The following is a 22,281-nucleotide window of genomic DNA, read 5'->3' on the forward strand; positions in this document are numbered from 1 at the left end:
CCGCCCCATGCACCGGGCGGGATGGCGACGGCAAACGGTGATCGAGCAAGACAAAGGGGCGATGCCAAATCGCCCCTCAGACTGCTGGCAAAGTATTTGAAGATGCCACGATGGCTTCCAGCCGCCTCCGAGAGCGCGCTGGCCGGCAATCGCTTGCACCGGGGTTTGCGACATGGATGTCGCAAAAGGCGCGCCCGGACAGGGACGTCCATGCGCGCCGACCCGAGGGCAAGCGATTGATCGGTCAGGGTTTCGCGATCTCGTGGCGGCGCGTCCCCTTTCAGGGGGAGCGCGAGGGGACCGCCCCTCGCATCTAAGCGAGCGATAGGCTCGTTGGGGCGAAAACGGTTCTCGACTCGCCAGGATCAAAAGTGTCGCTGGGTCTAAAAGGGGTTTGTCATTAATCTGAGGGGCGATGCCAAATCGCCCCTTTTTTGTTTCACCCTGATCTCAGGCAAAGGGTGAAAGGTAGCCGCCTGGACAACGATTTCCTCACTGGACGGCATCCTGAACACTGCTGAACCTGGAATGCCGGACAGGCCCGCTGAACACCGCTAGCACAGCCACCCTGGTGCTCGAACGGCCACACAGGGCTTACGATCCATTGATCAGGATGCGACGTGGCGCCTGCTCCGATGCGCAACGCTCAGCGCCACAGCCACCAGCAATGCGATCAGGGCTGCCGCCGCGAACATGCGCGGTGTGTCGCCCGGTACGTACTCCATGAAAGACGAGGCGAACTGGCCGGAGAAGATCGCCATCGACAGATAGGCGAGATTGCGGCCTCGCGCATGCGGATGGCTTCGCTCCACGGTCATGTGGTTGACCATCGGCACCGTGAATCCAAAGCCGCATCCGAGCAGAATGCCGCCCGCCGCGAATCCCAAGATGCCATCGGCCACGGAAAAGCACCCATGTGCGGCCACATAGCAGAGGAAGCCGAAGACCAGCAGCCGATGCCCGCCCAAGATCGAGGCAAGCCGCGGCATGGCCGCGGCCGCGCCGACCGCGACCAATGACACGAAGGAGAGGAAATAGCCGACCTCAGCCGCGCCAACGCCTATCTCGTGCAGCCGCACGGGAAGAACGATCACCCCGGTGAAGAACGCCACCATGGTGAAGAATGCAGCGGCGTACACGATCTTGAGCGCGGCGGAGAAGGACGCGGTCTGCCCTTCTCCAGCATCGGCAGCGGCTTCGCTCGGCTCATCGAGTTTCGAGGGCACGTACAGGATCACCATCACCAGCAGCAGCCAGGCCAACAGATAGAGCGCGAAGGGCCAACGCCAGCCCGCCGTGGCCAGCAGGCCGCTGACGAACAGGAAGATCACGCCTCCCAGCTCGATCGACATGCCCTGCTTGGCCATCATCGCCAAGCGTGCCCTGCCATGGTAGAGCGCCGAGATCAGCCCCGTCCCAGACGCCATGACCATCGCCGTGGCGCCGCCCAGCAGGAAACGGTCGGCGAACACCCATAGCTCTCCGTGCAGCCAGGCACCGGCGAACCCGAGCAGCCCATAGAGGAACAGGCCCGCGCACAGCGTGCGGTACAGCCCAACGCGGCCGATCATCCAGCCCGCCAGCGGCCCCAGCACCACCACCCCGAGCGCCGGCACCGTCACCAGACCGCTGATGTAGCGGTCGATGCCCAGATGGGCCGCGATATCGGGCAGGCCCGGCACCAGCACGCAGCCGACCATGATGGTCAGGCACGCGACGCTCAGTAGGGTGAAAGCTGTGGTGCGCGTCTGACTAGGCATACGGAGCTTCTCTCGCTATCTCAGTGGTCATGGCTGGGCTCGTCGAGCAGCTTCATCATCTGCGCGTGCTGCTCCTGCTGTCCTTCGAGGATGGTGCGCGCCAGCGTCAAGAGATTCGGATCGCGCCCGAAGTGCAGCTCCGTGGATGCATAGACGATGGCGCGCTGGTGGTGCGCTCCCATGAAGTGGGCGAACTGGCGGTCGGTATCGCCCTCGACCCGCTCCTCGAAGGCAGCGCGGGCTTGCGCGTTTGCACCGGCGAGCGCCCGGATAACCATTGCGCGGCGTGGATCTGCCGCAGGAAGCGGCGGGGCCTTGCTGGTCACCGGGTCATTGCGGTCGGCGTGCGCCAGGATGTCCGCTGCGATGTCGCGCAGGGTAGCGTCCTGGCAGTGGTCGATCGCCACGCTGGAAAGCTCGACTCCGCTCAGGTGTTGGGGCACGAGGAAAGCGGCGAAATCCTGATCGACGTCCCCGCTCGGCGGATGGCTCTCGATGCGCTCGACGTAGGAGCGCGCAGCCTGGGCGAAAGAAGGCGCCTCGGCGCAAAACGCTGTGGCTGCGCTCAACGACGCCGTCATTGCCAGCACCGGCATCATTGCCCAGCTGGTCAGGAATCGTCCCACCGCGATCGCTCGACGGCGAAGCACCTGGTATATGGCCATGCCGATCACTCCGTAGTGGACTTGGCTCGCCTCTCGCTCGCACCAGGTTCATCGCCGTCAGGCGCAGCAGCGAGGTCGGACAGCATCGGGTGCTTAGGCAGATGGGGGCCCAGCGCGGAAAGCGCGGATGCCAGCTGCTCCAGCACCGGCGCCGGCACAGGAGACAGCAGCCGGGCATAGGTCTGGATGGTGAAGACCCGCATGTCGTCCAACCGCTGCGTACCGGCGGGCGTCAGCTCGACTTGCTTCTGGCGGCGGTCGCGCGGGTCCTCGCGCCGCTCGGCGAACCCGGCGCTGACCAGACCCTCGACCATCCGGCTCGCGGCGTTGTGGGACAGATCGGTAGCCTTTGCCAATTCGGCGATCGTCAGCGGGCCATCGTGGTGGAGCTGGTACAACGCATTGAACTGGCTGAAAGAAAGGTCGCCACCGTGCAGCGTTCCTGCCAGATGGGGGAACACCTGGTGCATCGCCAAGCCATGCAGCAGGTCGAGGGCACGGGCCAGCGAGATAAGATCGGGTGAGGAAGGCATATGTCGCTCCATTACATCCATCTGCGCATTATATGCGCAATGGAATATAATGCGACAGCACATCCATTTCTCGGAAGCATGGATACGCCCAGGCCCCCGCTCAGTCCCAGAGCGGTGATGACGGCACCAGCGACGGTTGCTGCGCTCGGGGGCGTACAATCGGTGGCATTGCCCAGCCAGTAGGGCCTTCCCCACCCCATGGAGACTGCAGATGCAAAGACTCTTGGCCACGAAAGCTCATGCGCTCGGGGCCGGCCTGCTGCTGTTGGCGGCTCCGGTGCTGGCCAATCCCGCAAGCGACGCGCCTGACGATGCCGGATTCGAGCAACGCTGCGCGGCGCTGGCCGCCCAGGCTGGTCCCACGCTGGTGATCGACGACGCCCGTTATCTCGCCGCCGGTGAATTGCCACAGGCCAGTGCGTCGAGCGCGGCCTTGACGGGGGCGGCCCTGAGCAAGGCGGCGATGCCGGCGCAGTGCCTGGTGACCGGCACCCTGCAACCCAGGCAAGGAGTGGGCGGCGATTACGGCATCGGCTTCGAGCTGCGCATGCCGCTCGAGTGGAACGGCAACTTCCTCTACCAGGGCGGTGGCGGACTGAACGGGATCGTCAGCCAGGCCATCGGCGCCGTGCCGGTCTCCGGTTCGACCTCGCTGCCGGCGCTGAGCCGCGGGTTCGCGGTGATTTCCACCGATTCCGGCCACCAGGGCGAATCCAACGCCGATGCCTCCTTCGGCGTCGACCAGCAGGCGCGCCTGGATTTCGGCTATGCGGCGATCGGCAAGGTCCACGACCTCGCGCTGGAGCTGATCGATGCCTTCTACGCCAAGGCGCCGTCGCACAGCTACTTCATGGGCTGCTCCAACGGCGGCCGCGAGGCGATGATGGCGGCACAACGCTTCCCGCTGAACTTCGACGGCATCGTCGCCGGCAATCCCGGCTTCCGCATGAGCCATGCGGCCATCGGAGAGGCGTGGAGCACCAGGCAGCTGTCGCAGATCGCGCCCCGTGACGGCGATGGCCAGCCGATCCTGTCGGCGGCGCTCACGAGCAAGGACATGTCGCTGATCGGCGACAAGGTGCTGGCCCAGTGCGATGCAGCCGATGGGCTCGAGGATGGCCAGATCGACGCGATGAAGGCATGCAGCTTCGATCCAGCGACATTGGCCTGCCCGGCCGAAAAGCACGATGGCTGTCTGAGCCAGGCGCAGGTCGGTGCGCTGAAGGAGGTCTTCGACGGGGCCCACGACAGCAGCGGCGGCCAGCTCTATGCCTCCTGGCCGTGGGACGCGGGCCTGGCTGGCGACAACTGGCGCTCCTGGGTGCTGGGCACGTCCACCACCGCCGAGCCCGATGCGCTCAACGCGGTCATCGGGACCAGTTCGCTGGCCCACTATTTCATCACGCCGCCGCAGCCGGACCTCAAGCTGTCATCGCTGGATTTCGACACGATCGCCGAGCAGGTGGCGCAGACCGCGGCGATCAACGACGCCACCAGCACCCAGTACGCCAGTTTCGAGCATCGCGGCGGCAAGCTGCTGGTCTTCCACGGCAACAGCGACCCGGTGTTCTCGGCCAACGATCTACGCAGCTACTGGGACGGCTTAGTGCAGGACAACGGCGGCCGCGACCCGGTCGCCGAGTGGGCGCGCCTGTTCATCGTGCCGGGCATGACCCACTGCGGCGGTGGACCAGCGCTGGACGACTTCGATCCGCTGGCCGCGATCCAGGCCTGGGTCGAACAGGATCAGGCGCCGGCGCACCTCATCGCCCAGGGGGCCTCGTTCCCGGGCCGCAGCCGGCCGATCTGCCCCTACCCGGAGGAGGCGCGATTCACCGGCACGGGTGATCCGCAGGATGCGGCGAACTTCGCCTGTCGGCTGCCCGATTGACCCCGCGCTGTCACTATCGGCAGATGCCGAAACCCCGCATGCCCAGATGGAAGTGGTTGGCATGGGCGGCGTTGTAGTCAGGGCCGATCGAGTTGCCGAAGTAGCTGCAGCTGCGCTCGAACAGCGTATGGAGGAAGGCGCCCGCCTCGTCGTCTCTCCCCCATCCCCGCAGTACCGCAAGCTCGCGCCCGTCACCGAGGCGAAAGCCGGAGACGTCGAGTGCATCCGCGGTGGCATGCTCGCTGAGCCGCCCCTGTTCACGATGGTAGACGTTGCGGCAGGCGTAGCTGCCGAGATGATCGATGCGCGCAAGCGGTGAATCCAGCCGCGACTGCGCCTCGGGGATGGCGACCTGGGCGACGAACATCGCGCTGCTCAGCGCCAGCGGACAGCTGGCAAGGAAGCTCGAACTCAGCGCGACCGAGCCGAAGCCCTGTACCCGCACCGGGGAAGACAGCGGGCACTGGCCGCTGCTGTCCCCAGGCAGCGAGAAGGAGATCCACTGCGCCTCGCGCGCTCGTTCGAGTACGGCAAGGCAGCCATCAGGATCGCCCGCCAAGCGCGAGAGCTTGAATCGGGTCACCACCGTCGGTGGATCGTCGATCGACAGCGGCGCGAACGGATCATAGCCGGGCGGCAGCCATCGTTCGATCAAGGGCGTGAGTCCTGCGAGCAGCAGCACGGCGATCAGCCCCCAGAACAGTGAACGCAATGGGTCTCCCTCGGTCAGACACGATCGCTATTGGCTCCGCGCCCGGTGTTGATTCGCCGGTTCACCAGCGTGGACGTGCGCTTGATCTTCTCGTCGAAGCCGCTCTCCATGCTGTCCGCCTCGAAGATGTCGGCACCGACCGGCGTCTCACCATGCTGGCGATAGAGCGCCATCAGCATCGCATGGCGGTCGGCGCGCAGCTCTCTGAACAGTACCACCACCATGCCATAGATGATGAAGGTGAACGGCAGCGCCGCGACTACCGCAGCCGACTGCAGTCCGGAAAGTCCGGTATCGCCTCCCGCGGCGATCAGGGTCAGGCAGATCGCGGCGATCAGGATGCCCCAGGTGAACCGCTTGTAGAGCGGTGGGTGGAGCGAGCCGTTGTCGCTCATCTGCGAGACGATGAAGGCGGCGGAATCGGCCGAAGTGACCAGGAAAATGAAGATCAGCAGGATCGCGACCAGCGAGACCAGGTAGGAGAACGGCAGCTGGTCGAAGAGCAGAAACAGCGCGGTGGTGATGTTGGCCTCGGTCGCCGCGGCCAAGCCTTCGGCACCGTTGAGCTCCATGTTCAGCGCGGCACCACCGAGTATCCCGATCCACAGGCAAGCGAGCATCGGCGGCACGATCAGCACACCGAATACGTACTGGCGGATGGTGCGCCCGCGCGAGACTCGCGCGACGAAGCTGCCGACATAGGGCGACCAGGAGATCACCCAGGCCCAGTAGAACACCGTCCAGCTGCCGATCCATTCGCTATCGCCGAAGGGATCGATGCGCAGGCTCATACCGATGGCGTTTTGCAGATAGTCACCGATCCCGACGGTGAAGGTCTCGAGGATGGCGATGGTCGGGCCGGTGACCAGCACATAGAGCATCATCCCCAGGCAGAGCAGCATGTTGAGGTTGGAGAGGTTCTTGATCCCTTTGTCGAGCCCCGACCAAGCAGAGGCCATGTAGCAGGCGAACATCGCCGCCATGATCACGCACTGCCAGAAGAAGCCCTCCTGGACGCTCTCGAACACGACGCTCAGGCCACCGTTGATCTGCAACACCGCAAGCCCCACCGAGGTGGCGACCCCCATCACCGTGGCGACCACTGCGAACACGTCGAGCGCACCGCCGGAGGCTTTGCGTGCCCGCCCGAGCTTTGAGGTGATCGGTTTCATCACCGTCGACACCAGCCCGGGCTGGCCCTTGCGGAACTGGTAATAGGCAATGATCAGGCCGACGATCGAGAACGCCGCCCACTGATGCAGGCCCCAATTGAACATCGCGTACTGGATCGCGTAGCGTGCGGACTCCGGCGTCCCGCCCTCCATGTCGCCGAAGGGCGGCGAGAGGTAGTGAAGCATCGGTTCGGACATGCCATAGAACACGAGCCCTACGCCGAAGCCGGCGGCCAGCAGCATGCTGATCCAGGAAAAGAAGCCGTAGGTCGGCCTGGAATCCTGCGGGCCGAGACGAATATTGCCGTAGCGGCTACCAGCGACGAACAGGAGGAACACCACGAAGCCGAATACCGACCAGAGATAGAACCAACCGAATATCCGGGTAACTCCACTCAGCGCCGCTGAAGCCCCTGCGCTGAACTGGCTGGGAAACACAGCGCCGATCGAAACCAATGCCACTATCAGTGCCGCTGAAACGAAGAACACCCGCTGGTTGCTGGCTCGAGCCATCGAAATTCCTTTTCACCCTTGAAATGAATCAGTCCCGCGGCGAGCGCGGGACTTTGACCATGTACAAGGGTAGGAAAGGGCCGGTCGGCTCTCCACTCGGAGCCCACCGCTTAAACTTCAACTCAGCATCAATGATTCAGCCCTGGCGGCCAGCCGACCGCCGCGCAGCCGTTCGGCCGCCTCGAGCAGTGCCGCTTCGGTCGCATCCCACCCCAGGCAGCCATCGGTGATCGATACGCCGTAGCGCAGCGGCGCATCCAACGATTGAGCGCCCGATTCCAGGTGGCTTTCGAGCATCACCGCGCGAAGGCTATCCTCGCCCGCCAGCCTCTGGGCGATCACCTCGGCCAGCACCGCCGGCTGGCGCAGCGGATCCTTACCGCTGTTGGCGTGGCTGCAATCGACCATGATCCTCGCAGGCAGCCCGGCCCGCTCCAGCGCCAAGCGCGCATCATGAACGCTCTGCGCATCATAGTTGGGCCCATGACGACCACCGCGCAGCACCAGGTGCGTGTCGGGATTCCCCTCGCTGGTCAACATCGCGGGATGCCCATCGCAGTCGATGCCGAAGTGATGATGCGGATGGGAAGCAGCGCGGATCGCGTCACAGGCCACGCCAATACCACCGTCGGTCGCATTCTTGAAACCAACCGGAAGCGCGAGCCCGCTGACCAGTTCGCGATGAATCTGCGACTCGGTGGTACGCGCCCCGATCGCCGCCCAGGCGAGCAGATCGGAAAAGTAGCCCGCGGCCATCGGGTGCAGCAGTTCGGTCGAGACGGGCAGGCCCAGCTGCAGAATCTCGCGCATCAGCGAACGGGAGAAATGCAAACCGGTGGCCATATCGTCGCTACCGTCGAGGTGCGGATCATAGAGCAGTCCCTTCCATCCCACCGTGGTGCGCGGTTTTTCGACGTAGGCGCGCATCACCAGTACCAGCTGGTCGTCGACACGCGAAGCCAGGTCGGCAAGGCGCTCGGCGTATTCGAGAGCCGCGCGGTCGTCGTGGATCGAGCAGGGCCCCACCACCACCATCAGGCGAGCATCGCGGCCCTCGATGATCCGACGCAGCGTTGCGCGCTGGGTGGCCACGCGGCGCGAGAGCGTGGGGCCAAGCGGCAAGCGGGCCTTGAGCTCGGCGACGCTCGGCAGCGGCAGTGACGAGCGCTCGGAGGCAAGCGCGGCGGGAATAGAGAGATTGGAGTTCATGATCTTTCCTTGTCGGGACGCTGTCAGCGTGGCCCGTGGTCAGGGTGTTCGTGATCGCAATGAAAGCGGGAGCGGTTTGCCACCGAGAAGGGATCGGCCGGAGGCGACGGACTGAGCCGACCGATGATGGCTAAATCGCCAGAATGAGTGACGGTATCGAAAGGCGTTGGTGTACATGTGCGACTCCTGGTGCGTGGCGGCCCCGTCATGGGCCTGCGAAAACGAAAAAACCCCCGGTCAGGAAGCCTGACCGGGGGTGATGCGATTCTCAGGTAGGCGTCCCGTTTACGGGCGCGCCTGGGGGTTCAGGCGCGCGAGCGGCTAAACCAATACCCGTAATAGCTTGGCTGGGAAACGCCAACGAACGCCTCGACGACGCGCACGACGACACCACCACGCAGGGCGCGGTGGTGATCGGCTGGAGTGTCGATGAAGATGGCGGACATTGGAGAATCCCGGAAATCGATGGAATGCAGGATACTGCACCGCTACCCGATCGGCAACCTCGCCCAATGGGCGAGCTTCAATCGGGCCGGATCAGCTCGATCCAGATGAACAGCGCAGGCAGAGCGCTGATCAGTCCGATCACCAGCAGTGCGGCAGCCAACCAGCAGAACGCGCGCAGCTCTCGCCTGAAGGCGTGCAACGTGAACGACGGCTGGCGCTCCCGATGCAGACTGGCACCCCGGCTGCGTCTCGCGCCGGCGAACAGGTGGGAGGGCCTCATGTCAAAGCTCCGGTGTCGCCGACGACGGCAAGAAACGAACCACATCCATCCCGGCGCGAATCGCTCGATGAAAAGTTGAAGAAGTTCTACTTCACATTGCGCCCACCGTCAATGGCGAGAGTACTGCCAGTGACGAAGCGAGCGTCGAGCAGATAGCGCAGGCCTTCCCAGATCACCGATGGACCGGGGATCGCCTCAAGTACCGATTTGTCCCTGAGCGAGGCGGCATAGGCCTCGTCGTCGTCGGTGTTGAGCATGATCGCCGCCGGGGCGATCGAGTTGACCTTGATGCTCGGTGCGAAACGCGCGGCGAACGAGCGGGTCAGGTTCTCCATCCCCGCCTTGGTCGAGGCGTAGGCCGAATGGTGCCGCGAACCTTTGCTGGCGGAAAAGTCGCTGATGTGGACGATGTCGCGCATCGGCTCGGTGCAGGCATCGAGCAGGTCACGAGCCTTCAGGTTGATCAGGTAGGGAGCGAGCATATGGACGCGGAACATCAGCTCGAACTCCGCGCCCATCGAGGCGTCGCTGTGATCGGCCTGCCACCTGGAGGCGTTGTGGACGATCGCACGCAGGCTCGGGGTGAGCGAGTGGAGCGTCTCGATGAACTCGAGGATACCTGCCTCGCTCGAGAAATCGGCCTGCACCGCGATCACGCCGCGGGCGCGCAGCGCCTCTACCGCGGCCCTGGGACGACGATAGGTGATGATCACCGGATGGCCATCCTCGAGCAGCCGCTCGGCGCAGTAGCGCCCGAGCCGCTGGGCGCCGCCGGTGACCAGGATCGGTGACTGGGGCATCAGCGCGGCTCTCCGTTGGCGGCCGGCGCCCTCGGTGCATAGCTGAATACGTCGGAGAACACCCGTTCGGTGAGCGGCTCGATCGCCTCCAGCGTATCGACCACAGCGTAGACCATGCCAGGGGAGCCGGAGATGTAGACGCTGGCGTGGCGCGTCGCGGTGATATTCTCGGCCAGCGCCCGGTCGATACGCTCGATCACCCCATCGAAATCATCCTCGCCCGGCAGCTCGAGCACCGGGTGATAGCTGAAGTAGGCGTAGTCCCGTGCCCAACGCCGGGCCAGGTCGTCGAGGTAGAGTTCAGGCCGAGTGCGCGCCGCCCACCATAGATGGATCTCGTGATCGGGATCGTGGGCGAGCGCGGCCTCGATGATCGCCTTCATCTGGGCGAAACCGGTGCCGGCGGCGATCAGCAGCAGCGGGCGACGGTCGGCGAGATCGAACACGCACTCTCCCATCGGCAGACGCACCTCGAGACTCTCGCCGAGACGCAGGCGACGCGCCAGGGCCGCGCCGCTACGGCTGCCCTCGGCATGCAGGATATGCAGCTCGAGCAGGCCATCGCCTCGATGGGCGTTGGCGATCGAGAACGGCACCCAGGACTTCTGGCCCTCGAGCTCGATGGCGACCTCGAGATATTGCCCAGGCGCATGGGCGACGTCGCCCTGCCCTTCGCGCAGGTCAGCGCGCAGGAACACCCGCGTGACGTTGGCGTCGAGGGTCTCGAGCGCCTCGATCCGGCAGTTCAAGGTGGTGGACGTCATCGTGCTCTCTCTCGCTTGGTATCTTGGAGCGCCGCCCGGCACGGCGCGCTCCTCACTGTTCGAATATAGCCAGTTCGGCCCAACGCTCCGAGACCCGCCGCTTGACCGCCTCGTCCATCGCGATCGGCACGCCCCATTCGCGGTCGGTCTCGCCCGGCCACTTGGAGGTCGCGTCGAGCCCCATCTTCGAACCGAGGCCGCTGACCGGCGAGGCGAAGTCCAGGTAGTCGATCGGGGTGTTCTCGATCATCACGGTATCGCGGGCTGGATCCATCCGCGTGGTGATCGCCCAGATCACGTCCTTCCAGTCGCGGGTGTCGACGTCTTCATCGACCACGATCACGAACTTGGTGTACATGAACTGGCGCAGGAAGCTCCACACTCCCATCATCACCCGCTTGGCATGGCCTGGATACTGCTTGCGCATCGACACCACCGCCATCCGATAGGAGCAACCCTCGGGCGGCAGGTAGAAGTCGATGATCTCGGGAAACTGCTTGCGCAGGATCGGCACGAACACCTCATTGAGCGCGACGCCGAGCACCGCCGGCTCGTCCGGTGGACGCCCGGTGTAGGTCGAATGGTAGATCGGGTCGCGACGATGGGTGATCCGGGTGACGGTGAACACCGGGAAGGTATCGACTTCGTTGTAGTAACCGGTGTGATCGCCGAACGGCCCTTCGGGCGCGGTGTCGTCGGGGTAGATGAACCCCTCGAGGACGATTTCCGCCGAGGCCGGCACTTCGAGCTCGGCATGCCCGCAGCTCGTGAGCTCGGTCTTGCTGCCGCGCAAGAGCCCGGCGAACGCGTATTCGGACAGGCTGTCGGGCACCGGCGTCACCGCGCCGAGGATCGTCGCCGGGTCGGCGCCGAGCGCCACCGCCACCGGGAAGGGCTCGCCGGGATGGGCCTTTCGCCATTCGAGGAAATCGAGCGCACCGCCGCGGTGGGAAAGCCAGCGCATGATCAGCCGGTTCTTGCCGATCTTCTGCTGGCGGTAGATACCGAGGTTCTGGCGTTTCTTGTTCGGCCCCTTGGTCACCACCAGCGGCCAGGTCACCAGCGGCCCCGCGTCTCCCGGCCAGCAGTGCTGGATCGGCAGCCGGTCGAGATCCACCTCGTCGCCTTCGAGCACCACCTCCTGGCAGGCCGCCTTGCGCACGCGCTTGGGGCCCATGCTCAGCACTTTCTTGAACAGCGGCGCCTTCTCCCAAGCATCGCGCAATCCTTTGGGCGGCTCCGGCTCCTTCAGATAGGCGAGCAGCTCGCCGATCTCGCGCAGCTTGCTCACCTCCTCCTGCCCCATGCCCAGGGCGACGCGCCTGGGTGTGCCGAACAGGTTGGCGAGCACCGGCATATCGTGTCCGCGCACGTTCTCGAACAGCAGCGCAGGACCTTCGGCGCGCAATACGCGATCGCAGATTTCGGTGATCTCCAGATAGGGATCGACTTCCGCGGAGATGCGTTTGAGCTCGCCCATCGTTTCGAGGCGCTCGATGAATTCGCGCAGATCGCGATACTGCATGTGACCTTCCTTGATGAGGGCGACGAGAAAGAAAAAGGGGCGGAGAATCATATCATCCGCCCCTCTCGCTCGCTCGTTCGACACCGCCGCCGAGGCGAGGCTCGTTCAGCGGCGCTTCATCGCCTCGAAGAACTCCAGGTTGGTCTTGGTGTCCTTGAGCCGGTCGATGAGGAACTCGGTCGCGGCGACGTCTTCCATCGGGTTGAGCAGCTTGCGCAGGATCCACATCCGCTGCATCTCGTCCTCGGTGCAGAGCAGGTCCTCGCGGCGGGTGCCGGAGCGACGAATGTTGATCGCCGGGAAGACGCGCTTCTCGGCCAGCTTGCGGTCGAGATGCGCTTCCATGTTGCCGGTACCCTTGAACTCCTCGAAGATCACTTCGTCCATCTTCGAGCCGGTATCGACCAGCGCGGTAGCGAGGATGGTCAGGCTGCCCCCCTCCTCGATGTTGCGCGCGGCACCGAAGAAGCGCTTCGGCTTCTCGAGCGCGTGGGCGTCGACACCACCGGTCAGCACCTTGCCCGAGGAGGGCACCACGGTGTTGTAGGCGCGCGCCAGACGGGTGATCGAGTCGAGCATGATCACTACGTCTTTCTTGTGCTCGACCAGGCGCTTGGCCTTCTCGATCACCATTTCGGCGACCTGGACGTGGCGGGCGGGCGGCTCGTCGAAGGTCGAGGCGACGACTTCGCCGCGCACCGTGCGGCTCATCTCGGTGACCTCTTCCGGACGCTCGTCGATCAGCAGCACGATCAGGTAGCACTCGGGGTTGTTGCGCACCAAGGCGTTGGCGATGTTCTGCATCATCATCGTCTTGCCCGCCTTGGGCGGCGAGACGATCAGGCCACGCTGGCCTTTGCCGATCGGCGCGGTCAGATCGAGAATTCGCGAGGTCAGGTCTTCGGTCGAGCCGTTGCCGATCTCCATCACCATCCGCTCGTCAGGGAACAGCGGGGTGAGGTTCTCGAACAGGATCTTGTGCTTGGCGTTCTCGGGGCGATCGAAGTTGATCTGGCTGACCTTGAGCAGGGCGAAATAGCGCTCGCCCTCTTTCGGCGGGCGGATCTTGCCCGAAATGGTGTCGCCCTTGCGCAGGTTGAAGCGGCGGATCTGGGAAGGTGAAACGTAGATGTCGTCAGGACCGGCAAGGTAGGAGCTGTCGGCGCTGCGAAGGAAACCGAAGCCGTCCTGGAGGATCTCGAGCACGCCGTCGCCGTAGATGTCCTCGCCGCTCTTGGCGTGCTTCTTGAGGATGGCAAAGATGATGTCTTGCTTACGTGACCGCGCGACATTGTCGATGCTCATGCTCTGAGCGAGTTCGAGCAGTTCCGGGACGGTCTTTTGCTTGAGTTCGGTTAGATTCATCGGCTTCGTTCAGAAATGGCTGAGCAGGTCAGCATGGGAGATAGGAAAATGGTGGTGTCGACGTGCCATCGGAGCAATCCAGGCCATGAAGCTGGCGAACGGCGAACGCTCAATCGGCCTGCAACGCCCATCGGCCGGGCGCGTAATGGTCAGGCGCCATCGGAGAAGGACAAGGGCACGAGTCGGTGGAGCATCTAGCGATCGCGACAGGTACAGCCCACCTTCGTCGCTACGACACCACCGCAGAGCGGCATGACGGGAAAGAGCGTCTCTCGCACTCACGCAGCCGGTCTGTCGGATAGTGGGGCCAGGTACTTTTCACGTGATCGATTGCTGCGTCATGATGATCGTCATGAACACCGAATGCACTCCTCGGTAGGAGGTGCGACTCAGCCGAGGCCTGCGCGGCGAACGAGATCTGACGGGAGTACTCGAAACACGTTGGAATAGAAAAGTCTGGAAGGTTCTTGGAACCGCAGGGTAACCAGAAGAGGTATCGAAGCTGGCGGACCTCGTGATGTTAAGCAAGCACCGGCGACAACGCAAGCATGCATGATGAAAATTTCGCTCAGGCTCGATCATCGCCGATTTGCACCTCGATGTTCGTCCTCCACTAACGCCCCGCCCTCCAGCCGCCAACCATCCGCCACCCAGGCCTGCCGCTCGCCCAACACCGCGACCAATGCCTCCGAGCCGCTCCGGCGCACCAGCACCAGGCTGTCGCGCTCCCAGGGCGGCACGCCGCTGTCCTGGCACAGTGTCTTGAGCCGCCGGTTCATCCCACCGATCCTCAGCCGCTCCCCTGCGCAACGCTTGCCGCCTTCGAGCGCGACGCGCTGCCCATCCTTGGGTACCGGCCGCCACTGCTCCAGGCGGGCGGCAACCCAGGCAGGCCAATCAAGCTCGAGCGCATCGCTGCCGAGATGGAGCGCGCCTCGCCAACGACGCGCCACCCCACCGGGCCAGCGCACCTCGACCGAGCGGTCTCCGGCCGCGCCGAGCTGGGCGAGCAGCTCCAGCAGCCGCGCCCGCGGCGGAGACGGCACGTCGATCCGGCCGAGCGCATGGCGGATCAACAACGCCGCTCGTGCCTCGCCCAGGGCGAGCAGCGAGGCGCAGTCGAGCCGGCTGGGGTCTGCGCCAAGGCGGGCCAGGTCCTCGGCGGCGAAGGCTTCGAGCAGCCGGGCGCTATCGCCCAGCCGCTCAGCGGCTTCGGCGAGCCGGGCGGCGGCGCCGGGCCATCCCGCCTCGAGCGCGGGAATCACCGTGTGGCGCAGGCGGTTACGGGCGTAGCGCAGCTCGAGATTGGTCGTATCCTCGATCCAGCGCCAGCCGCGATCGCGCGCGAGCCGCTCGAGTCGATCTCGGCCGATACCCAGCAAGGGGCGCTCGAGCCGCCCACGGCCGAGCCTGCGCGCGGCGGGTATGCCGCCCAGCCCGCTGACCCCAGCGCCCCGCAGCGCGCGCAGCAGGAAGGTTTCAGCCTGATCGTTGCGATGATGGGCGAGCCAGAGTCGATCGCCTTCGTTCAGCACGGTGCAGAAACAGCGATAGCGCGCCTCCCGCGCCGCCGCCTCAGGACCCATGCGGTGATCCAGGCAGTCGACGGTACGGACTTCGAGCGGGACTTCGAGAGCAGCGCAGAGTTCACGGCAGAAATGCTCGAAGCGCTGAGCATCGTCCTGGAGCTGGTGATTGACGTGGATGACGTGGAGGGAAGGAACCGGCTCGCCGGCCAGACGGCGGCGAGCATGGGCTTCGATGGCGAGATGGAGCAGGCAGACGCTGTCGAGTCCGCCGGAGAGCGCGAGCCAGAGCTTCGCGCTTCCGGCGGCGGCGGCCATTGCCGCGTCGAGCGTCAGACGCTCGCCATCCGCCCCGTCCATGGCACGATCAGCCCGGCGCGCCGTAGCTCATCAACCGCTGGTAGCGGCGCTCGAGCAGGGCATCGAGATCGAGCGCATCGAGTCGCTCCAGCCCCTCGAGCAGCGCCTGCTTGACCCTGGAGCAGGTCTCGCGGGGATGGCGGTGAGCGCCGCCGAGGGGCTCGTCGATCAGGCTGTCGACGAAGCCGAGTTCCTTGAGCTGGCTGGCGGTGATCCCCATCGCCTGGGCGGCGTCGGAAGCCTTGTCGGCGCTTTTCCACAGAATCGAGGCGCAGCCCTCTGGCGAGATCACCGAATAGGTCGAATACTGCAGCATCATCAATTCGTCGCAGACACCGATCGCCAGCGCCCCGCCGGAGCCGCCTTCGCCGATCACGGTGGCGATGATCGGGGTCTTGAGCCTCGACATCACCGCCAGATTGTAGGCGATCGCCTCGCTCTGGCCGCGCTCCTCGGCGTCGATCCCCGGATAGGCACCCGGCGTGTCGATGAAGGTCAGCACCGGCATCTTGAAGCGCTCGGCCATCTCCATCAGCCGCACCGCCTTTCGATAGCCCTCGGGGCGCGGCATACCGAAGTTGCGCCGCACCTTCTCCTTCACCGTGCGCCCTTTCTGGTGGCCGATCACCATCACCGGCCGATCATCGAGGCGTGCTACCCCGCCCACCAGCGCCGCATCGTCGGCGAAGGCGCGATCACCATGGAGTTCGTCGAACTCGGTGAAGACCTCCCCGAGGTAGTCGAGGGTATAGGGCCGCTGGGGGTGCCGGGAAAGCTGGGAAACCTGCCAAGGAGTGAGGTCGCGGAAGATCTGCTCGGTGAGCCTGCGACTCTTGTCCTCGAGCTTGCCGATTTCGTCGCTGAGATTGATCTTGCTGTCGTTGCCGACCAGCCGCAGCTCTTCGATCTTGGCTTGAAGCTCGGCGATGGGCTGTTCGAAGTCCAGGTAGTTCGGGTTCATATGGCGTGTCTGAAAGGCTCTGTCGAAGAACTGGCAGCAGGTGAAGGGCGCTCGCGGCAACGCGATGCAACACTACCCCGAGATGAACAACCGGAGTAGCGGACCTTCGCAGGTACGCGGTCGCCGGAACGGGCACTGGGCGGAGTACCGAGTGAGACACCGGCCCTCTGCAAGCAGCCTGCTTCGCGGTACAACATCCAGGTCGCGGCCCGCCTTGCCCCACCCGCGCTCGCGCCACCAGCACCGTGAAACGCATCGAACGCGAGGGACGCTCCACCGCAAGGTCGGCGCAAAAGTGCGTCATTATCCCATTGTGGCGACAACTCGCAAGGCCGCGTCGCGGTGATCAGCGATAGCACAGCCGCACACCCTGCTGGCCACGCACCTCGGCGAGGCTGATCAGCAGCTCGTCGCAAGGAGCGACGCGCCAGCGCTCGTCGAGCTCGAAGGCGCCGCTGGCGGCGGCATTACGATAGCGTAGACGAACCGGCAGGCCTTGCTCGTCGAGATGCGCGCTCAGCCCTTCGCGCAGGGCGCGGGCGAACTGTGCATCGATACGCTGACCATCGACCGCCACCTCGACGGCCTCACCGAACCGCTTGCGCGCATCGACCATCGGCGTGATCTCCTTGACCCGCATACGCAGGCCACCGGAATAGTCGTCGCTCGATACGTCGCCCTCGCAGATCAGCACTTGGGCGTCGTTGAGCTGGCCGCGCACCTGGTCGAACAGCTCACCGAACAGCGATGCCTCGATGCGCCCGGTGCGGTCGTCGAGGGTGATGAAGGCGATGGTCTCGCCGCGCTTCGATTTCATCGTCCGCATCCCGACCACCAGCCCGGCGATCCGCTGGGGCTGGCGCGAAGGCTTGAGTTCATTGATCCGGGTCGAGACGAAGCGCTTGAGCTCGCTTTCGTACTCGTCGATCGGGTGGCCGGTGAGATAGAGCCCGAGAGTATCCTTCTCGCCGCCGAGCCGCTCGCGGTCGGTCCATTGGCGCACTTCGGCGTAGGCGGCGAAATTGTCCTGCCCGCCGCCGTCGCTCGAGAACGCCTCGCCGAACATATCGTCGATGCCGATGCTCTGGTTGGCGTGGCTCTGGGAGGCGGCCTTCATCGCATCCTCCAGCGCCGCCATCATCACCGAGCGCGAAGGGCCGAGGCGATCGACCGCGCCGGAGCGGATCAGCGCCTCGAGGGTGCGTTTGTTGAGCCGCTTGGCATCGATGCGCTGGCAGAAGTCGAACAGGTCGACGAATGGACCGCCGCTTTCGCGCGCCGCGACGATCGCCTCGATCGGACCCTCACCGACCCCGCGGATCGCACCTAGGCCGTAGACCACTTCGCCCGCCTCGTTGACGCTGAACTTGTAGGCACCGAGGTTGACGTCCGGCGGGGTGACGGTGAGGCCGATCCGTCGGCACTCCTCGATCAGCGGCACCACCTTGTCGATGTTGTCCATCTCGGTCGAGATCACCGCCGCCATGAACGGCGCGGGATAGTGGGCCTTGAGCCAAGCGGTCTGGTAGGAGACCAACCCATAGGCCGCCGAGTGCGACTTGTTGAAGCCGTAGCCGGCGAACTTCTCCACCAGGTCGAACAGGTTGCCGGCAAGATCGCCGTCGATGTCGTTGGCGGCGCAGCCGTCGAGGAAGCCCTGGCGCTGCTTGGCCATCTCCTCGGGCTTCTTCTTGCCCATCGCGCGACGCAGCATGTCCGCCTGCCCGAGGGTATAGCCGGCCAGTACCTGCGCGATCTGCATCACCTGTTCCTGGTAGAGGATGATGCCGTAGGTGGGCTCGAGCACCGGCTTGAGCCATTCGTGCTGGTAGTCGGGGTGCGGGTAGGCGAGTTCCGCGCGGCCATGCTTGCGGTTGATGAAGTCGTCGACCATCCCCGACTGCAAGGGTCCGGGGCGGAACAGCGCGACCAGTGCGATCATGTCCTCGAGCGAATCGGGCTGCAGCCGTTTGATCAGCTCCTTCATCCCGCGCGATTCGAGCTGGAACACCGCGGTGGTCTCGGCGCGCTTGAGCAGGTCGTAGGTCGGCTTGTCATCGAGCGGGATGGTCGAGATGTCGAGCGGGCCCTTGCCCTGGCGGGCGCGCACCACATCGACCATCTCCAGCGCCCAGTCGATGATCGTAAGCGTCCTCAGGCCGAGGAAGTCGAACTTGACCAGCCCTGCCTCCTCGACATCGTTCTTGTCGAACTGCACCACCAGACCATTGCCCTCCTCGTCGCAAAGCAGCGGCGAGAAGTCGGTCAGCTTGGTCGGCGCGATCACCACGCCCCCGGCGTGCTTGCCGGTGCCACGGGTGATCCCCTCGAGCTTGACCGCCATTTCCCAGATTTCACCGGCCTCGTCGTCGTTCTCGACGAACTCCTTCAGCGCCGGCTCCTGCTCGATCGCCTTGGCCAGGGTCATGCCGACTTCGAAGGGAATCAGCTTGGAGAGCTTGTCGCCGAGCGAATAAGGCTTGCCCTGGGCGCGAGCGACGTCACGCACCACCGCCTTGGCCGCCATGGTGCCGAAGGTGACGATCTGCGAAACCGCGTCGCGTCCGTAGCGGTCGGCGACGTAGTCGATCACGCTGTCGCGCTTCTCCATGCAGAAGTCGACGTCGAAGTCGGGCATCGAGACGCGTTCAGGGTTGAGGAAGCGTTCGAACAGCAGATCGTACTCGAGCGGGTCGAGATCGGTGATTTCGAGCGAATAGGCGACCAGCGATCCCGCACCGGAGCCGCGCCCCGGCCCCACCGGTACGTCGTTGCGCTTGGCCCACTGGATGAAGTCCATGACGATCAGGAAGTAGCCGGGGAAGCCCATCTGATTGATGATCTTCAGCTCGAAATCGAGCCGCTCCCGATAGGCCGGCTCCTCCTCCGCACGCGAGCGCCCCTGGTAGATCGCCGATGGGGCGTCGAACAGCTGGTACAGCCTGCGATCGAGCCCCTCGTGGGAGACCTTGCTGAAGAACGCCTCGAGCGTCATGCCCTCGGGCACCGGGAACTCCGGCAGGAAGTACTCGCCCATTCGCACGTCGACGCTGCAGCGCGCGGCGATCATCACGCTGTTCTCCAGCGCCTCGGGGATATCGGCGAAAAGCTCGGCCATCTCCTCGGGCGACTTGAGGTACTGCTCCTCGGTGTAGCGCCGCTCGCGGCGAGGATCTTCGAGCGCCTTGCCTTCGCCGATCGAGACCCGGGTCTCGTGGGCCCAGAACTCCTCGCGCTTGATGAAGCGCACGTCGTTGGTCGCGACCACCGGGGTACCGGTCTCGAGCGCCAGCTCGACCGACAGATGGAGGCACTCCTCGTCGTACTGCCGCCCGGTACGCTGGAGCTCTAGATAGAAGCGATCGGGAAAGAAGCGCTGCCATTCGGTGAGCAGGGTACGCGCGGTCTGCGCATGGTCGGCGAGCAGGAAGCGGCCGATCTCACCCTCCCGTGCCCCTGAGAGCGCGATCAGCCCGTCCGACGCCTCAAAGATCCACTCCTTGTGCAGGATCGCCCTGCCCTTCACCTGCCCTTCGCGCCAACCGCGCGAGATCAGCTCGATCAGGTGGCGATAGCCGTCGCCATTCATCGCCAGCAGGGTCAGGCGATAGGGGTGTTCTTCGTCCTGTGCGTTGTGCATCCATAGATCGGCGCCGATGATCGGCTTGAGCCCGGCCCCCTGGGCTGCCTTGTAGAACTTGACCAGGCCGAAGAGGTTGCTCTCGTCGGTCACCGCCAGCGCCGGCACTCCCATCGCCTGGGTCGCCGCGGTCAGCGCCTTGAGCCTGACCAGGCCGTCGACCAGGGAGTATTCGCTGTGCACGCGTAGATGTACGAAAGGCGTCGTCATGGCTCGCTCGACTTTGGCATGGAGGTGGCTCGAAGATCGACCATGATAAAGCATCGACCGGCCCGATTCAGTGCCACCGGCGCACGGTGCCAAGGTGGCGGACAGGATTCACGACAGCGCGAGCTGGCGCTTGACCGGGCCGAACGAGCGGCGATGGACATCGAGCGGACCAAGCCGCTCGAGCGCCTCGAGGTGCTCGCGGGTCGGGTAGCCCTTGTGGCGGGCGAATCCATAGCCGGGATAGCGCTGGTCGAGCGCGAGCATCTCGGCGTCCCGTGCGACCTTGGCGATGATCGAGGCGGCGCTGATCGCCGGGTGGCGCAGATCGCCCTTGACCACCGCGATGCCGGGCAGCCGATGCCCGGGCAGCCGATTGCCATCGACCAGGAGGAATTCGGCCGCGGGAGAGAGCGCGTCGATCGCGCGGCGCATCGCCAGGTGGGTGGCGTGGTAAATGTTGAGCTGGTCGATCTCGGCGGGCGTGGCACGGCCGATCGCGAAGGCCAGCGCCACGCGCCTGATTTCGGCATCGAGCAGCTCGCGCCGAACGCTGGAGAGCGCCTTGGAGTCAGTGAGTCCATCGATCGGTCTTTCAGGGTCGAGGATCACCGCGGCGGCGACCACATCACCGACCAGCGGGCCTCGTCCGACTTCGTCAACGCCGGCGAGCCAGCGGCCGCAATAGTCGATCACGAGCGGCGGATACTCGCTTGGGCGCAGCTTGCGCGGCCCGCTCTTTTGCTCTCTCACCGCGCGACCTCCCGCTCGCCGACAAAGGCCTGCGGGCCTTTCTCCACCAGCGCCGCCACCGCATCGGCGGCGCTCGCGCTCGCCCCCAGGGCGAGCTCGGCGTGCATCCGCGCGAAACGTTCGCGCAGCGCCTGCTGGGGATCCGTCAACAGCGGCTCGAGCAACGCGGCGATCCGCGGCGCAGTGGCATCGTGCTGGATCAGCTCGGGCACCAGCGTCTCGCGGGCGATCAGGTTGGGCAGCGAGATCCACTCGGTCTTGACCACCCGCTGGGCGATCCAATGAGTGATCGGTGCCATCCGGTAGGCGACCACCATCGGCCGATGGCAGAGCATCGCTTCGAGCGCCGAGGTGCCGGAGGTGAGCAGCACCGCATCGGCTGCGACCATCGCCAGCGCAGCGTCGCCATCGATCAGCGTGATCGCCTCGCGCGCGGGTTCGTCGAGCAGGGCCTCGATCTCCGCGCGCCGGGCGGGAGACGCCGCCGGCAGCACCGCGCGCAAGGCAGGCTGGCGCTGTCTGAGCAGCGCCAGCGTCTCGAGATAGACCGGCAGCATCAGCCTGACTTCATTGTGTCGCGACCCAGGCAGCATCGCCAGCAGCGGGCCGGTGTGCTCGATCCCCAGTGCGCGGCGTGCGCCCAGGGCGTCGTCATCCAGCGGCAGCTCGTCGGCCAGCGGATGACCGATGAAGCGTACGGGCACGCCGTGCTCACGATAAAAGGCCGCCTCGAACGGCAGGAAGGTGAGCATCAGGTCGACCGCACGGCGGATACCTTCGACCCTGCCCTGGCGCCATGCCCACACCGAGGGGCTGACGTAGTGCACGGTACGGATCCCGGCTTCGCGCAGCTGACGCTCGAGGCCAGTATTGAAGTCGGGCGCATCGATACCGATCATCACGTCGGCACGCCACTCCAGCGCCTCTTTGCGCAGCATGCGGCGCAGCTGGATCAGCCCGGGCAGGTGCTTGAGCACTTCGACCAGCCCCATGACCGACAGCCGCTCGAGTGGCGCCAGGCTTTCGAGCCCTGCGGCGATCATTCGTGGACCACCGATGCCGCGAAAGCTCGCCTCGGGATAGCGTCGCTTCAGCTCACGCAGAAGCCCCGCGCCCAGCACGTCGCCGGAAAGCTCACCGGCGACGACGAAGACCTTGAGCGGACGAGGAGATGGGGTCATACGCAGACTCGTCACCA

At 65.2% G+C, this 22,281-nt stretch carries 18 protein-coding genes; 1 reads left to right on the forward strand and 17 read right to left on the reverse strand.

What is annotated here, in order from left to right; translation table 11 throughout:
• Positions 1 to 608 precede the first annotated feature (608 nt).
• Genes Q376_RS0105390 through Q376_RS23935 form a run of 3 tightly spaced genes read right to left on the reverse strand, consistent with a single transcriptional unit; the run spans position 609 to position 2,958 of the window.
• Positions 609 to 1,760, reverse strand: a complete 1,152-nt coding sequence (locus tag Q376_RS0105390; protein WP_027349450.1) for an MFS transporter — start codon at positions 1,758 to 1,760, stop codon at positions 609 to 611.
• A gap of 20 nt (positions 1,761 to 1,780) precedes the next feature.
• Positions 1,781 to 2,425, reverse strand: coding sequence for a DUF305 domain-containing protein (locus Q376_RS23930; protein WP_052364978.1), 645 nt, complete (start codon positions 2,423 to 2,425; stop codon positions 1,781 to 1,783).
• Positions 2,426 to 2,430: 5 nt separating this feature from the next.
• Complete coding sequence (locus tag Q376_RS23935; RefSeq protein ID WP_052364979.1) at positions 2,431 to 2,958, reverse strand: MarR family winged helix-turn-helix transcriptional regulator; 528 nt, start codon at positions 2,956 to 2,958, stop codon at positions 2,431 to 2,433.
• A 211-nt stretch (positions 2,959 to 3,169) separates the two neighbouring features.
• Between Q376_RS23935 and Q376_RS0105405 the strand changes: the two genes are divergently transcribed.
• The gene (locus Q376_RS0105405; protein WP_081803413.1) at positions 3,170 to 4,849 is read left to right on the forward strand and encodes a tannase/feruloyl esterase family alpha/beta hydrolase; all 1,680 of its coding nucleotides are present in this window, start codon (positions 3,170 to 3,172) and stop codon (positions 4,847 to 4,849) included.
• Positions 4,850 to 4,862: 13 nt separating this feature from the next.
• Here Q376_RS0105405 and Q376_RS0105410 read toward each other — a convergent pair whose 3' ends face one another.
• The 14 genes from Q376_RS0105410 to lpxB all read right to left on the reverse strand — a co-directional run bounded on the left by Q376_RS0105410 (position 4,863) and on the right by lpxB (position 22,264).
• The gene (locus Q376_RS0105410; RefSeq protein WP_027349452.1) at positions 4,863 to 5,561 is read right to left on the reverse strand and encodes an extensin-like domain-containing protein; all 699 of its coding nucleotides are present in this window, start codon (positions 5,559 to 5,561) and stop codon (positions 4,863 to 4,865) included.
• 14 nt (positions 5,562 to 5,575) lie between these two features.
• Positions 5,576 to 7,246 carry a BCCT family transporter gene (locus Q376_RS0105415; protein WP_027349453.1) on the reverse strand — a complete coding sequence of 557 codons (1,671 nt, stop codon included), beginning with the start codon at positions 7,244 to 7,246 and terminating at the stop codon, positions 5,576 to 5,578.
• A gap of 117 nt (positions 7,247 to 7,363) precedes the next feature.
• Entirely contained in the window at positions 7,364 to 8,455 is a 1,092-nt protein-coding gene (locus Q376_RS21540; RefSeq protein ID WP_052364980.1) for a 3-deoxy-7-phosphoheptulonate synthase, read from the reverse strand.
• 305 nt (positions 8,456 to 8,760) lie between these two features.
• Complete coding sequence (locus tag Q376_RS24680) at positions 8,761 to 8,901, reverse strand: hypothetical protein (protein ID WP_155834163.1); 141 nt, start codon at positions 8,899 to 8,901, stop codon at positions 8,761 to 8,763.
• Positions 8,902 to 8,978: 77 nt separating this feature from the next.
• On the reverse strand, positions 8,979 to 9,182 hold the full coding sequence (locus Q376_RS0105430) for a hypothetical protein (protein ID WP_027349454.1): 204 nt from the start codon (positions 9,180 to 9,182) through the stop codon (positions 8,979 to 8,981).
• A gap of 86 nt (positions 9,183 to 9,268) precedes the next feature.
• Complete coding sequence (folM, locus tag Q376_RS0105435) at positions 9,269 to 9,982, reverse strand: dihydromonapterin reductase (RefSeq protein ID WP_027349455.1); 714 nt, start codon at positions 9,980 to 9,982, stop codon at positions 9,269 to 9,271.
• Positions 9,982 to 10,746: an FAD-binding oxidoreductase gene (locus Q376_RS0105440; protein ID WP_027349456.1), complete on the reverse strand. Its 765-nt coding sequence runs from the start codon at positions 10,744 to 10,746 to the stop codon at positions 9,982 to 9,984. Before Q376_RS0105440 ends, folM begins: the two co-directional genes overlap by 1 nt.
• Before the next feature lie 52 nt (positions 10,747 to 10,798).
• Positions 10,799 to 12,271, reverse strand: a complete 1,473-nt coding sequence (ubiD, locus tag Q376_RS0105445; RefSeq protein ID WP_027349457.1) for a 4-hydroxy-3-polyprenylbenzoate decarboxylase — start codon at positions 12,269 to 12,271, stop codon at positions 10,799 to 10,801.
• 105 nt (positions 12,272 to 12,376) lie between these two features.
• On the reverse strand, positions 12,377 to 13,636 hold the full coding sequence (rho, locus tag Q376_RS0105450) for a transcription termination factor Rho (protein ID WP_027349458.1): 1,260 nt from the start codon (positions 13,634 to 13,636) through the stop codon (positions 12,377 to 12,379).
• 578 nt (positions 13,637 to 14,214) lie between these two features.
• Positions 14,215 to 15,522 carry a tRNA lysidine(34) synthetase TilS gene (tilS, locus tag Q376_RS21545; protein WP_052364981.1) on the reverse strand — a complete coding sequence of 436 codons (1,308 nt, stop codon included), beginning with the start codon at positions 15,520 to 15,522 and terminating at the stop codon, positions 14,215 to 14,217.
• Between the two features lie 7 nt (positions 15,523 to 15,529).
• On the reverse strand, positions 15,530 to 16,483 hold the full coding sequence (accA, locus tag Q376_RS0105460) for an acetyl-CoA carboxylase carboxyl transferase subunit alpha (protein WP_027349459.1): 954 nt from the start codon (positions 16,481 to 16,483) through the stop codon (positions 15,530 to 15,532).
• Between the two features lie 346 nt (positions 16,484 to 16,829).
• On the reverse strand, positions 16,830 to 20,333 hold the full coding sequence (gene dnaE, locus Q376_RS0105465) for a DNA polymerase III subunit alpha (protein ID WP_027349460.1): 3,504 nt from the start codon (positions 20,331 to 20,333) through the stop codon (positions 16,830 to 16,832).
• Positions 20,334 to 20,441: 108 nt separating this feature from the next.
• Positions 20,442 to 21,083: a ribonuclease HII gene (rnhB, locus tag Q376_RS0105470; protein ID WP_425402423.1), complete on the reverse strand. Its 642-nt coding sequence runs from the start codon at positions 21,081 to 21,083 to the stop codon at positions 20,442 to 20,444.
• Positions 21,080 to 22,264: a lipid-A-disaccharide synthase gene (lpxB, locus tag Q376_RS0105475; protein WP_027349462.1), complete on the reverse strand. Its 1,185-nt coding sequence runs from the start codon at positions 22,262 to 22,264 to the stop codon at positions 21,080 to 21,082. The genes rnhB and lpxB overlap by 4 nt, the downstream gene beginning before the upstream one ends.
• Positions 22,265 to 22,281 lie beyond the last annotated feature (17 nt).

The sequence above is a fragment of the Halotalea alkalilenta DSM 17697 genome, from assembly GCF_000621205.1.
In the GTDB taxonomy this organism is placed as follows: Bacteria; Pseudomonadota; Gammaproteobacteria; order Pseudomonadales; family Halomonadaceae; genus Halotalea; species Halotalea alkalilenta.

Bases quoted from the DNA above. Each gene is read 5' to 3' on its own strand.
- Q376_RS0105390 (WP_027349450.1), bottom strand. From the start codon at position 1,760: ATGCCTAGTCAGACGCGCACCACAGCTTTCACCCTACTGAGCGTCGCG.
- Q376_RS23930 (WP_052364978.1), bottom strand. From the start codon at position 2,425: ATGGCCATATACCAGGTGCTTCGCCGTCGAGCGATCGCGGTGGGACGA.
- Q376_RS23935 (WP_052364979.1), bottom strand. From the start codon at position 2,958: ATGCCTTCCTCACCCGATCTTATCTCGCTGGCCCGTGCCCTCGACCTG.
- Q376_RS0105405 (WP_081803413.1), top strand. From the start codon at position 3,170: ATGCAAAGACTCTTGGCCACGAAAGCTCATGCGCTCGGGGCCGGCCTG.
- Q376_RS0105415 (WP_027349453.1), bottom strand. From the start codon at position 7,246: ATGGCTCGAGCCAGCAACCAGCGGGTGTTCTTCGTTTCAGCGGCACTG.
- Q376_RS21540 (WP_052364980.1), bottom strand. From the start codon at position 8,455: ATGAACTCCAATCTCTCTATTCCCGCCGCGCTTGCCTCCGAGCGCTCG.
- Q376_RS24680 (WP_155834163.1), bottom strand. From the start codon at position 8,901: ATGTCCGCCATCTTCATCGACACTCCAGCCGATCACCACCGCGCCCTG.
- Q376_RS0105430 (WP_027349454.1), bottom strand. From the start codon at position 9,182: ATGAGGCCCTCCCACCTGTTCGCCGGCGCGAGACGCAGCCGGGGTGCC.
- folM (WP_027349455.1), bottom strand. From the start codon at position 9,982: ATGCCCCAGTCACCGATCCTGGTCACCGGCGGCGCCCAGCGGCTCGGG.
- Q376_RS0105440 (WP_027349456.1), bottom strand. From the start codon at position 10,746: ATGACGTCCACCACCTTGAACTGCCGGATCGAGGCGCTCGAGACCCTC.
- ubiD (WP_027349457.1), bottom strand. From the start codon at position 12,271: ATGCAGTATCGCGATCTGCGCGAATTCATCGAGCGCCTCGAAACGATG.
- rho (WP_027349458.1), bottom strand. From the start codon at position 13,636: ATGAATCTAACCGAACTCAAGCAAAAGACCGTCCCGGAACTGCTCGAA.
- tilS (WP_052364981.1), bottom strand. From the start codon at position 15,522: ATGGACGGGGCGGATGGCGAGCGTCTGACGCTCGACGCGGCAATGGCC.
- accA (WP_027349459.1), bottom strand. From the start codon at position 16,483: ATGAACCCGAACTACCTGGACTTCGAACAGCCCATCGCCGAGCTTCAA.
- dnaE (WP_027349460.1), bottom strand. From the start codon at position 20,333: ATGACGACGCCTTTCGTACATCTACGCGTGCACAGCGAATACTCCCTG.
- lpxB (WP_027349462.1), bottom strand. From the start codon at position 22,264: ATGACCCCATCTCCTCGTCCGCTCAAGGTCTTCGTCGTCGCCGGTGAG.